At 66.0% G+C, this 10,962-nt stretch carries 10 protein-coding genes and 1 tRNA gene; 7 read left to right on the forward strand and 4 right to left on the reverse strand.

Annotation, left to right across the window (positions count from 1 at the left end; translation table 11 throughout):
• The first annotated feature begins 88 nt into the window (after positions 1-88).
• The 6 genes from BLU67_RS01180 to BLU67_RS01205 all read left to right on the forward strand — a co-directional run bounded on the left by BLU67_RS01180 (position 89) and on the right by BLU67_RS01205 (position 6,515).
• Positions 89-3,388, forward strand: coding sequence for a UPF0182 family membrane protein (locus BLU67_RS01180; RefSeq protein WP_261976987.1), 3,300 nt, complete (start codon positions 89-91; stop codon positions 3,386-3,388).
• 82 nt (positions 3,389-3,470) lie between these two features.
• Positions 3,471-4,709: a TIGR04053 family radical SAM/SPASM domain-containing protein gene (locus BLU67_RS01185; RefSeq protein ID WP_092561148.1), complete on the forward strand. Its 1,239-nt coding sequence runs from the start codon at positions 3,471-3,473 to the stop codon at positions 4,707-4,709.
• Between the two features lie 70 nt (positions 4,710-4,779).
• A tRNA-Met gene (locus tag BLU67_RS01190) sits at positions 4,780-4,856 on the forward strand.
• An 85-nt stretch (positions 4,857-4,941) separates the two neighbouring features.
• On the forward strand, positions 4,942-5,151 hold the full coding sequence (locus tag BLU67_RS01195) for a hypothetical protein (protein ID WP_092561150.1): 210 nt from the start codon (positions 4,942-4,944) through the stop codon (positions 5,149-5,151).
• Positions 5,152-5,185: 34 nt separating this feature from the next.
• On the forward strand, positions 5,186-5,767 hold the full coding sequence (locus BLU67_RS01200; protein WP_176780645.1) for a GNAT family N-acetyltransferase: 582 nt from the start codon (positions 5,186-5,188) through the stop codon (positions 5,765-5,767).
• A 10-nt stretch (positions 5,768-5,777) separates the two neighbouring features.
• A complete protein-coding gene (locus BLU67_RS01205) occupies positions 5,778-6,515 on the forward strand; it encodes a DUF1287 domain-containing protein (RefSeq protein ID WP_092561154.1) in 738 nt (245 codons plus the stop codon).
• A gap of 111 nt (positions 6,516-6,626) precedes the next feature.
• Here BLU67_RS01205 and BLU67_RS01210 read toward each other — a convergent pair whose 3' ends face one another.
• The 4 genes from BLU67_RS01210 to BLU67_RS01225 form a co-directional block, all read right to left on the reverse strand.
• Positions 6,627-7,247: a response regulator transcription factor gene (locus BLU67_RS01210; RefSeq protein ID WP_092561156.1), complete on the reverse strand. Its 621-nt coding sequence runs from the start codon at positions 7,245-7,247 to the stop codon at positions 6,627-6,629.
• A complete protein-coding gene (locus BLU67_RS01215) occupies positions 7,244-8,410 on the reverse strand; it encodes a sensor histidine kinase (protein WP_176780646.1) in 1,167 nt (388 codons plus the stop codon). The genes BLU67_RS01210 and BLU67_RS01215 overlap by 4 nt, the downstream gene beginning before the upstream one ends.
• A 155-nt stretch (positions 8,411-8,565) precedes the next feature.
• A complete protein-coding gene (locus BLU67_RS01220; RefSeq protein WP_176780647.1) occupies positions 8,566-9,333 on the reverse strand; it encodes an ABC transporter permease in 768 nt (255 codons plus the stop codon).
• Between the two features lie 87 nt (positions 9,334-9,420).
• On the reverse strand, positions 9,421-10,326 hold the full coding sequence (locus BLU67_RS01225) for an ABC transporter ATP-binding protein (RefSeq protein ID WP_176780648.1): 906 nt from the start codon (positions 10,324-10,326) through the stop codon (positions 9,421-9,423).
• A 241-nt stretch (positions 10,327-10,567) separates the two neighbouring features.
• Between BLU67_RS01225 and BLU67_RS01230 the strand changes: the two genes are divergently transcribed.
• The coding region (locus tag BLU67_RS01230; RefSeq protein WP_143027298.1) for a hypothetical protein at positions 10,568-10,962 on the forward strand (395 nt) is incomplete at its 3' end.

The following is a 10,962-nucleotide window of genomic DNA, read 5'->3' on the forward strand; positions in this document are numbered from 1 at the left end:
CGCGTCCGCTGCGGGAGGAACGAAGGTGACCACCGCCCAGCGTGACCTATAGGCTAGATGGAGACGAAACCCCATAGATGGAGTGATTGTGAACTCGGACGATTCGAAGCGACCGGAAGACGAGGACGGCCGCCCCGACGACGAGAAAGCCGGCGGTGAGGGCGGCAAAGCGCAAAGCGGTGACCCGTTTTTCGGTCCCGGCGGACTTTTCGGCGCGGTCTTCGGCGCCCCCGACGGTGATTCCAAGGGCCCAGACCGGCCCGTAGGCCCCTTCGGCATGTTCGGCATGGGCGGCCCCACCGATCCACGCCGCCCGGGCGGGCCTTCCGGCCCCGCGGGCCCCGGCGGAGGCAGCGGTGGTAGCGGTGGCGGCGGTGGACGCGGCCCCGCAGGCTCGCCCTTTGGCCGCCCCGGCCGTCCCTCGGGCCCGGGCAAATCGCTCTTCAGTGGCGGCAAACCCAGCCCGCTGCTCATCACGCTGCTAATCCTTGGCGCCATCGGCTTCACGCTGTGGGCCGCGGCAGGTTTTTATACCGACATCCTGTGGTTCAACCAGATCGGATTCTCCTCCGTCTTTTGGACGACGTGGATCGCCCGCGCCGTCATGTTCCTCATCGGCTTCGTCCTGACGGCGCTCGTGCTGTTCTTCACGATGCAGTGGGCTTATCGTTCGCGCCCCAAGGCCGATTCCGGCGCCTCGGCGCAGTCGATGGAACGCTACCGCCAAGCGATCGACCCGATGCGCAAATTCCTGTTCGTCGTCGTACCCCTCATCATGGGCCTGTTCACGGGCTCCTCGCTCGCCGCGCAGTGGCAGACGTTCCTGCTGTGGTGGAACCGCGCGCCGTTTAACTCCAAGGACCCGATCTTCGGGATGGACAACTCCTTCTTTGTCTTCTCCCTGCCCTTCATCCGCTCGATCGTTTCCTTCCTGCTGATGCTCGCGATCTTCTCGACGATCGCGGGCCTCGTCGTCAGCTACATTTACGGCGGCGTCAAGACCCAGCCGAAGTTCCATATGGACAAGTCGGCCCGCATCCACGCCTCCCTCGCCGGCGCCTTCGTCGTGCTCCTGATCGGCGTGAACTACTGGCTCGACCGCTACTCGCTGCTGCTGAAGCAAAACCCGCGCTTCCTCGGGGCGGGCTACACCGACGTGCACGCGGTCCTGCCCGCCAAGGCGATCCTGGCCGCGATCGCGCTCGTCGTCGTCGTGCTGTTCGTCATCACCGCCTACCGTGGCTCGTGGAAGCTGCCGGCCGTGGGCGTTGCGCTCATGGTGGTCTCCGCGCTCGTCCTCGGGATGGGCTATCCCTACCTCGTCGAGAAGTTCCGCGTGACCCCGAACGCGCAGGAAATCGAATCGACCTATATCCAAAACAACATCGACGCGACCCTGAACGCCTACGGCTTGCAGGACGTCGATACCCAGACCTACGCCGCCAAGACGACGGCTGAGGCTGGCCAGCTGCGGGAGGACTCCGAGTCGACGGCCTCGATCCGGTTGCTCGATCCGAACGTCGTCTCGCCGACGTTTAGGCAGCTGCAGCAAAACCGGCAGTACTACAACTTCCCGCCGCAGCTCAGCGTCGACCGCTACGAGATCGACGGCGTCAAGCATGACACCGTCATCGGTGTGCGCGAACTGCAGCAAGATGGCCTCGACGCCTCCCAGCGCACCTGGGTGAACGACCACACCGTCTACACCCACGGCTTCGGCGTCGTCGCAGCCAAGGGCAATACGACGGCCTCCGATGGTCGCCCCTCCTTCATGCAGCAGGGCATCCCCTCCACGGGCGTGCTCGGCGATTACGAGCCGCGCGTCTATTTCGGGGAATCCTCCCCGCTGTACTCCATCGTCGGAGCCCCCGAAGGTACCGAGCCGTGGGAGCTCGACTACCCCGACGACAACGCCCCCAACGGCCAGGTCAACACGACCTACCAGGGCGACGGCGGCCCCTCGATCGGCAACCTGTGGAACAAGCTGCTGTTCGCCATCAAGTTCGGCTCGTGGGACATCCTGTTCTCCGAGCGCGTCACGAGCGAATCGCAGATCCTCTACGACCGGGCACCGCGCGAACGCGTCGCCAAGGTCGCGCCCTACCTGACGCTGGATGGCCGCTCCTACCCGGCCGTCGTGGATCGCGACGACAACCCGGAAACGCCGAAGGAACTGGTCTGGATCGTCGACGGGTACACGACCTCCAACAACTTCCCCTACTCGGCGCGCGCCCAGCTCGAGCAGGCCGTGGAGGACTCGCTCACCCAGGGCCAGCAGATCATCGCGACGAGCTCGCAGATCAACTACATCCGCAACTCCGTCAAGGCCGTCGTCAACGCCTACGACGGATCCGTCACCCTGTACGCGTGGGATGAAGACGACCCCGTGCTCAAGGCCTGGATGGCCGTCTACCCCGACACCGTCAAGCCGAAGAGCGAGATCAGCGGCGACCTCATGAGCCACCTGCGCTACCCGGAGGACCTGTTCAAGGTCCAACGCGAACTGCTGACGAAGTACCACGTGACGGACGCGCGCTCGTTCTACTCCGGCGGTGACTTCTGGAAGTCGCCGGATGACCCGACGCAGTCCAACGCTCGCATCTCCCAGCCGCCGTACTACCTCACCTTGAAGATGCCGGGACAGGACGAGGCGACGTTCTCGCTGACCTCCTCCTTCACCCCGGGCGGTCAAACCGACCGCGAGGTACTCACCGGCTTCCTCGCCGTCGACGCCGAACCCGGCTCAACAGCGGGCGAGGTGCGCGAAGGCTACGGCAAGCTCCGGCTGCTGGAGCTGCCGCGTGACCTCACAGTGCCCGGCCCCGGCCAGGTGCAAAACATGTTCAATGCCGCGCCGCGCATCTCCCAGGAACTCAACCTGCTGGCACAAAATGCCTCCCAGGTGATCCGCGGCAACCTGCTCACGCTACCCGTCGGCGATGGCCTGCTCTACGTCCAGCCGATCTACGTCCAATCGGCGCAGGGCACGAAGTTCCCGCTGCTGCACCGCATCACCGTCGCCTTCGGAGACGAGATCGGCTACGCCGCGACGCTCGATGAAGCCCTCGACCAGGTCTTCGGCGGCGATTCGGGAGCCAAGGCCGGCGACGCGGGAGTCGACCCGGGCGACCGGGAGGCCCCGGGCGATGAGGGCGAGACGAAGGGCGCTCGCGAGAAACTCGCCGAGGCCCTGAACCGCGCCCGCGAAGCCATGCAGGAATCGACGACGGCCATGCAGGCCGGCGACTGGGAGGCCTACGGCGCCGCCCAGAACAAGCTCCAAAAGGCGCTCGAGGACGCGGTCGCCGCGGAGCAAGAAGACACCGGCGCAGCGCCGGCCCCGGAGGCGACGGATACCCCGGCGCCTGAGGAGACCGGCGGGGAGTAACGGTCGATAAAAGGCCCGGCACCAGGTGGTGTCGGGCCTTTTGTCGCATTCGGGGCCGCATCGCGCATCCTACGATGAAAGGGTGACACAGCTAGCTCAGCCCCACGCCGAGATTCCGGACCCCCACGGCGATGATGCCCCGCGACGACAGGGCCGTCGTCACCCCACCGTGCGCCAGGTCCACCACGACCTGAACGACAAGCCCTTCATCGTCATCTGGGAGGTTACCCGCGCCTGCCAGCTCGTCTGCCAGCACTGCCGGGCCGAAGCCCAAAAGACCGCCGCACCCGGCCAGCTGACGACGGAACAGGGCAAGGACCTCCTGCGCCAGCTCGCAGCCTACGACAAGCCGCGCCCGCTCGTCGTCTTCACTGGCGGCGACTGTTTCGAGCGCGAGGACCTCGTCGAACTCACCGAATACGGCTGCTCGCTCGGGCTCGCCGTTTCCATCTCGCCGTCTGTCACGCCACTGTTCACCCGCGAGCGCCTCGAACGTCTCAAAGCCGCCGGTGCGCGCGCCATGAGCGTCTCCCTTGACGGGGCAACCGCCGAAACCCACGACGCATTTCGCGGCTTTGCCGGCACCTTCGACAAGACGCTTGAGGCCGCCCGCATGATCACCGACGTCGGATTCCGCCTCCAGATCAACACGACGTTTACCAAGAAAACCATCCTGGAAGCACCCCAGATGCTGAAAAACGCCATCGAGATGGGGGCCTTCATGTGGTACCTCTTCCTCCTGGTCCCCACGGGCCGCGGCGCCCAGCTCGATGCCCTCAGCCCCGACGAACGAGAAGACGTCATGCACTGGCTGCACGACGTCTCCGACCGGATCGCCATTAAGACGACGGAAGCCCCGCAATACCGCCGCGTCGCCCTGCAGCGCGAAGCCGCCGAAGCCGCCGGCACCCCGCACGCCGAGCTCGCCCAGCCCGCCGAGCGCGGCGAGCTCTACCACTGGCTGAGCCGCGAAACCACGAAACTGCTGGGGGAGCGCGCGCCGAAACCGCGCGTACCGCGCCCGCCACTAGCCATTAACTCCGGCTCCGGCTTCGCCTTCGTCTCCCACCTGGGAGACGTCTATCCCTCCGGCTTCCTGCCTATCGTCGTCGGCAACGTCAAAGACCGCCCCTTCGCCGAGCTTTACCGCGACACCACGGTGATGCAAGAACTGCGCACCCCCGCAATGTTCGGTGGCGCCTGCGGGATCTGCGAGTTCAACCACGTGTGCGGCGGCTCGCGCTCGACGGCCTACGCCTTAACGGGCGACTACCTCGCGGAGGACCCCACGTGCAGCTATCAGCCCGACGCAGCCCGCTAGGACCTGTGAGCGGGAACACCGACCCAGGGTTTGAAAAGTTCACGGTCGCGTCATAAGGTGGAAACCACGACGCGGGGTGGAGCAGTTCGGTAGCTCGCCGGGCTCATAACCCGGAGGTCGTAGGTTCAAATCCTGCCCCCGCTACCACGTCGCTAAGGCCCGGAGCCACTTGGTTCCGGGCCTTTCGCTTACCCCGGCGCGTAGTCTGCGTGCCGCGGATATAGATAGCGACGTGAATTCTCCTGAATCGTCTGCTCGCAAGCAGAGCCCCAAGACCATCAAGCGCGTCATGCTCTACACCGGCCTCGCGCTGTTGGTCATGAGCGTGATCCTGCTGCTCGTCACGAAGTCGCCGGCAGCTTGGTCAACCGTCGCGGCCGGCCTGGTCATGGCAATCCTCGGTTTGACCCTCAAGGACTCGGCGTTCGAGAAAACGTCCTGACAACACTCGATCACGAGAATTCCACCACCTGGACGTGATCGAGCTCGCCGCCACGCGCGACGTAGATTCGTCCAACACGCGCACAATAAGCGCGCCGGCGGCGGGAGGTGGCGAGGTGAGCCGAGCCGAGGTCAGCATCCGCGACATCACGCGCTGCCCATTTTCTTTTGCCGACGTCGTGCAGTGCTACGCCGCGTCCTGGCGCTCCTCGCACGGATTCTTCCCACCCGAACGCGTCGCCGCCTTCACCGGCGATGCAGCAGCATCGATCCTCACCGACCTGCTCGCCAAGGGCGGACGAATCTGGGTCGCCGACGTGGATTCCATGCCCGCGGGAATTGTCGCGCTTATCGGCGAGGAAATCTCCAAACTCTATGTGCACCCCGACGCCCAAAACCTCGGCATCGGCTCCAAGCTCCTGGCCTACGCCAGCGCCCACTGCCACACCCCACGCCTGCACGTCCTATCCATCAACCTCGGCGCGCAGCGCCTGTACTTCCGCCACGGCTTCCGCTTCACCGGCAATCGTCGCCCCTTTTTCGAGCGCATTATGGAACTCGAAATGATCGGACCCGCGCACAGTGGGAAGGTTCCCCTCGCGACGATCGGCGACTAAGCTCATCGTCATGAGGGGCAGGCGCATCGGCTACGCGGTCATCGCCGCTGCCCTCGCCGCAACAATCATCGGCGTAAGCCTCGTCTTCCTCATCCCGCGCCTTAGCCCCGCCGCCACGCGATTTTCCGACGCCGATTTCGGTATCGAGCGCACCACCTCGGCGGCCGACGCTGATCACGACGGCATCGAGGACTACTGGGACTTCTGGCTGGGCGCGCAGGCGGAGGCCGAACGCCATCCCCGCTATGACGGTGCCTACCTCACGAGCAACGGCGGCAGACCGGACCCCGCCACGGGCGTGTGCACCGACCTCATCTGGCGTGCCTTTCGCGACGCAGGCTATGACCTACCCGCGATGATCAACGCCGATATCGCCGCCCATCCCGCCGACTACCCGCGCGTTGCCGGCGCGCCGGATCCCCTCATCGATTTTCGCCGCGTGCCCAACCTGCATGTCTTTCTCACCAAGTACGCGCTGTCCCTCCCGACGGCGATCGACGGCGCCGAGTTCGACCCGGCCGACTGGCAGGCAGGCGACATTGTCACGCTCGGGCCCGGTGGCGATCGCCTCACCCACACGGGAATCCTCGGCCCGGATCGTGACACACAGGGTTTGCCTTGGATGGCCCATAACGGGGGTCAGCGAGAGCTCTACGACGACGACCTGCGAGCCTGGCGGATCGTCGGACATTTCCGATTCGACGCCGCCCGCGTGCCAGATGCCGTCCTGCGGCTCTGGCCCCACTAGCCGCACGCACCAACTCACGCGCGCACCTACCCGCACTCGCACGCGCCCGCGCACCCCCGCGCTCACACCCGCGCCCGCGCGCACCCACGCCCGCGCCCGCGCGCGCGAGGCTCAAAGCCAGCCGGACTCCCGAGCAATGTGCGCGGCCTCGGAACGCGTGCGAGCCTTCGTCTTGGTCATAGCCGAGGAGACGTGATTGCGAACTGTGCCCGTCGACAGGTGCAGCGCCGCAGCAATATCCTCGATCGTCGCGCCATCGAGCGCCGCCCGCAGTACGTCGGTTTCGCGCTCGGTCAGCGGCGAGGTGCCGCGCGTCATCGAATCGACCGCGAGCTGCGGGTCGACCACTCGCTCACCTTCCGCCACCTGCCGAATCGCCGCAGCAAGCCGCTCCACTGGCGTGTCCTTGACGATGAAGCCGAGCGCCCCGGCGGCGAGCGCCCGCTGCACATAGCCCGGCCGCCCAAACGTCGTCACAATCAGCGAAGCCGTGTCCGGAAACTCCGCTGTAATGCGCCGCGCGGTGCCAATCCCATCGAGCTCGGGCATTTCCACATCGAGCAACGCCACGTCCACGGACGTCCCACCGCGCGACAAGTGCGCGAGCAGGTCGAGTGCTTCTGCCCCCGATGCTGCCTGCCCGACGACGGAGATATCGTCTTCCAGATTCAGTAGCGCCGCGAGCGCGCCCCGCACCATGGCCTGATCGTCGACGACGATGATCGAAATCATGCGTCTACCTCCCTCTCAGCGTGCTCAGCTTGCTCAGCGTGCTCCTGGCCCGCGGCCGCGCCACGCAATTCGACGCGCCAGCCGCAGCCATCATCGCGCGGGCCGTAGGTGACACGCCCAAATTCTCCGACGCGCTCCGCAAGCCCCGTAAGCCCGCTGCCGGCACCGCCCGCCCCAGCCCCTGCACCCAGCCCGTCGTCACTCACCGTGACACTGGATTCGCTAATGTGCACCCACACGGTGCGTGCGCCCCGGGCGTGATGCACGACGTTCGCGCAGCCCTCCCGAATCACGTAGGGCGCAAACCGCCCAACCACGGAGGCGGGATCAATATCGTCCAGCTCCACATCGCTGGTCACAGCCAGCGTGATTCCCGCAGCGGTGAGCAGCGCACGCGCCTGATCGAGCTCCTCATCGAGCCGCGCCTGCCGGGTCGTCGCGACGACGGCACGCACATCGGTGAGCGCCTGGCGCGCAAGGCCCGCCACATCGGCCGCCTCGCTGCGGGCCGCAGCAACCCGCTCGTCACCCACCTGCCCGGAGCCGAGCAACCGCGTCATGAGCTCGGCCTTGACGGAGATCGCGGTGAGTCGTTGCCCCAACACGTCATGCAGGTCGCTTGCCAGTTGCAGCCGCTGCCGCTCCCGCGCCAGCGCGTGTGAGCGCTCGCGTGAGACCCATCCCTCGCGGTCGCGAACGATAGAAATCCGAACGAAGAGCATCACGAAGACGTTCACCGCGATGATCGCGTAGCCGGGCCACACGATCGGGCTCGGCGCCGTGATGCCCTCCGCGACCGCGATCAGCCCCACGGCCCCAATGAAGGGCGCGATGAGCCACCCGGGCAGGAGCAGGATGAACGGAATCAGGTAGGTGAGCATGAAGACCATCGTCGAATCGGCCAACGCCCACAGCCCCACCTGGATGAGTGCCAACACTCCCGCGACAACGAGCACCACCACCGGCACCTTCGGTGAGATCGGGACCTGTTCTGCCAGGAGCCACACGACGCAGTACGTGAGGATGAACCCGGCGAGCAGCGCCGCGATCGCATAGGAGCGCCAGCTGCCATCCCACCCTCGGATGAGGGCAATGATCGGAAAGAGCACGAAGATGAGGTAGGGGGCCGCCCATCCCAGCGCGGCAAGGCGTACCGTGCCCACGCGCTCAACTAGCCAGCGCCATGCTCCGCTTACCATCGTCCTGCCCGCTCCATGTCCTCGTGCATCGGTGTGCTCCTCAGCCTATGCCCCACGCGCCAGCCCACGCCTGCCCGCACCCGCTCGTGCCGGCCCGCCCGCCCGAGCCCGCGTGCCCGCTAGGACCGTTCGGTTCGCCGCGACGCGCCCCACACCGCAAGCGCCACAAACACCGCAGAGTAGATCGCCGCATTGATGGCGACGCCAGCAGTGATCGCCTCTCCGGTAACGAAGGACATCGGCAACCGCGCCAGACCGTACAGCGGTGTAAACGGCGCAAGCTGCTGCATGATCGGCGCCATCTGCTCAAGCGGCAGGAAGATCCCGGAGATGAACGCCGACAGTGTGATGATGCCCGACGTCGCCGCATAAGCCGCGTCCGAGCGCAACCAGAACGCCGCCGCAAGTCCGATGCACGACGCGACGAGTGAGACTCCCAGCGATGCCGCCGCCGTCGCGAGCCATACCCACCACTCGAGTCGCGCGCCCGTCGCCCAGCCGACGGCATACGTCACCGCGATGATCGCCAGCGCCAGCGCAATCCCCGCCAGCACCTTCGAGATCGCGTAACGCCCGGCCCCTAGCGGCGTGAGAGCGATCTGTCGCAGCCAGCCCTGCTGCCGTTCCATCGCGACGGTCACCCCGAGCGCCGCCAGCGCATTGATCGCGCCAAAAAACGCCATCTGCACCATGATGAGCCCGCTGAAGGTCCCGCGCCCCAGCGCCACGTTCGAGTAGTCCTTCCCGACGCCGAACATGAGGTACATCATCACCGGCAGCGCCAGCGAGAACGCCAGCATGAACGGATTAAAAAGCGCCGAGCGCAGGTTGAACTGCGCGGCCGAGAACACCCCAGCCCCGGCTCGCGACCGGCGCGATGCCAGCACGGAGGCATGCCCAGCATTTCCCGTTGTAGTCGTCTCACTCACAGCATTCATGTCGTAACCAGCTTTCCTGTCGTAGTTGCGGTGCGCCTAGGCGCTCTTAGCCGTGGTCAACAGCGCGAAGGAGTCATCGAGCGTTGAATTCTTCAGCTCGACGGCCCGCGCCGCCTCGTGGGAAAGGACGACTATCGCCGCCTTTCGCAGATCCGCCCCCGTGATGGTGAGCTGCCCGCGCGCATAGTCGATCGCATCCGATTGCCCGAGCACCGCCGCGAGTTCGGCTCGCAGCCCGGGCCAGTCCTCGGCATCAAGTGCTGCCGTCAGGTGCTGGGACGCCGCCAGCGCCCGCACTTCCGAGGTCTGCCCATCCGCGACGACGCGCCCCTCGTGCATGACGATCGTGCGCGGCGCAAACAGCTCCGCCTCGTTCAGGTGGTGGGTGGCAAACACGATGGTGCGCCCGGTATCGGCCTCAGTGCGCATCAGCTCCCAGAACTCGCGCCGCGCCCCCGGGTCCATGCCGGCCGTGGGCTCATCCAGGATGAGAAGTTCGGGATCCCCGACGAGCGCGATCGCCAGTCGGACTCGCTGCAATTCGCCGCCCGAAAGCTGCCGGACGTAACGTCCCAGCAGGTCCTCGATGCGAGTGCGCTTGGCGAGCGCGGGAACCGTATCGGCGACGCCGGCGATGCGAGCCAGCATCGTGAGGATGCGCCCGACGCGGTCGTCGCGCAGCAACGAACCGGACTGCAGCATGACGCCGACGAGGTTGCGGTTGATCGCCTCGGCCGGTGGCGCCCCAAAGAGCGCAGCCGTGCCCTCATCGGGCCGCGTGAGGCCAAGCGCCATGTCGAGCGACGTCGTCTTGCCCGAGCCGTTCGGCCCGAGCAGCGCGACGATCTCGCCGCGGCCAATCTCGACGTCGATGCCGCGCACGGCATGGGTCGTTCCAAAGGACTTGTGTACCCCGCGAAGGGTGAGCGCTGTTTCTGCCATATCTCCATGCTGGCCCCGTGCTCCTTTCAACCCACATGACGGGCGTCCGAACCTCGCCATGACGTATGTCAGGGGTGGCCGTCGTTCTCCACACCCCGCCTCCGAGTGCCTCCCCTTCCTACGTTTTCGGGGGTCGTCGATTTTTGGGGTTGTGGCATCTGGTTTCCTTCTGGTAGTCGCCTGCAGGACCGGCAGCAGGCACAGATCATCCACTCACGGATTGGTTGGAGGGAGGCGCATCATGGAACTGAAGTCACTGTTCGAGGCGGCTGGTCTTGATGTGCCCGCCCGTCATCCTGCTGCTGGTAGCGCTCCGGTCGTTTCGGAGGGCTTGTTGAATCTGGGGATCGGGATCCTTGCCGCGGCGGTGGAGAATGGTGTTGATCTGCCTGAGGCGCTGCATAAGTTGATTGCGGCCCGCAACATCGAACGCGCCTACAACGCCGTCACCACCTTACGGACGCAGATTATTGCTGCAGCCGACCGGGCTGGTGCGGCCGAGATCGATGGCTTATCCATGGCAGACGTCATCGCTGAAGAACGCCGGATACCGAAGAATGCTGCCACGAGCGAGATCCGTACCGCCCGTTCTCAGGCTGAGTTCCCGAACGTGTTGAAAGCCGCCGCAGCATCCCG

Source organism: Bowdeniella nasicola (genome assembly GCF_900107735.1).
GTDB lineage: Bacteria > Actinomycetota > Actinomycetes > Actinomycetales > Actinomycetaceae > Bowdeniella > Bowdeniella massiliensis.

What these genes read in the sequence shown, in the direction of transcription:
- BLU67_RS01205 (WP_092561154.1), top strand. Translation starts at nt 5,778, where the DNA reads ATGAGGGGCAGGCGCATCGGCTACGCGGTCATCGCCGCTGCCCTCGCC.
- BLU67_RS01210 (WP_092561156.1), bottom strand. Translation starts at nt 7,247, where the DNA reads ATGATTTCGATCATCGTCGTCGACGATCAGGCCATGGTGCGGGGCGCG.
- BLU67_RS01225 (WP_176780648.1), bottom strand. Translation starts at nt 10,326, where the DNA reads ATGGCAGAAACAGCGCTCACCCTTCGCGGGGTACACAAGTCCTTTGGA.